The organism is Opacimonas viscosa (assembly GCF_024199005.1).
GTDB classification, from domain to species: domain Bacteria; phylum Pseudomonadota; class Gammaproteobacteria; order Enterobacterales; family Alteromonadaceae; genus Opacimonas; species Opacimonas viscosa.
The window spans coordinates 1-264 of sequence record NZ_JANATA010000177.1; the positions used below are offsets into that span (position 1 = coordinate 1).

Genomic DNA, 264 nt, shown 5'->3' on the forward strand with positions numbered 1-264 from the left:
CTGTTCGACGATACAATCAAAACAGCTGAAGACGGTTTTAAAGTATCGCCGCGTTTAGCCAAACTTGTTGCATTAGACTATCACCCTGGCCTGAAAACTTTTCCTGCAAGCTCTACTTACTTCTTCCCAGCAGGCCTGCCATTAAAAGAAGGCACAGTAAGGAAAAATAAAAAGCTGGCTAAGACCTTAAGAGGTATTGCTGAAAAAGGCAGCGACTATTTACTAAAAGGCGAAGTTGCCGAAAAAATAGTGGAAGCGGTTAAT

At 42.0% G+C, this 264-nt stretch carries 1 protein-coding gene; it reads left to right on the plus strand.

Going from position 1 to position 264, the window contains the following annotated elements; translation table 11 throughout:
* On the plus strand, positions 1 to 264 hold a 264-nt coding region (locus tag NLF92_RS13195; protein ID WP_254102690.1), incomplete at both ends, for a gamma-glutamyltransferase.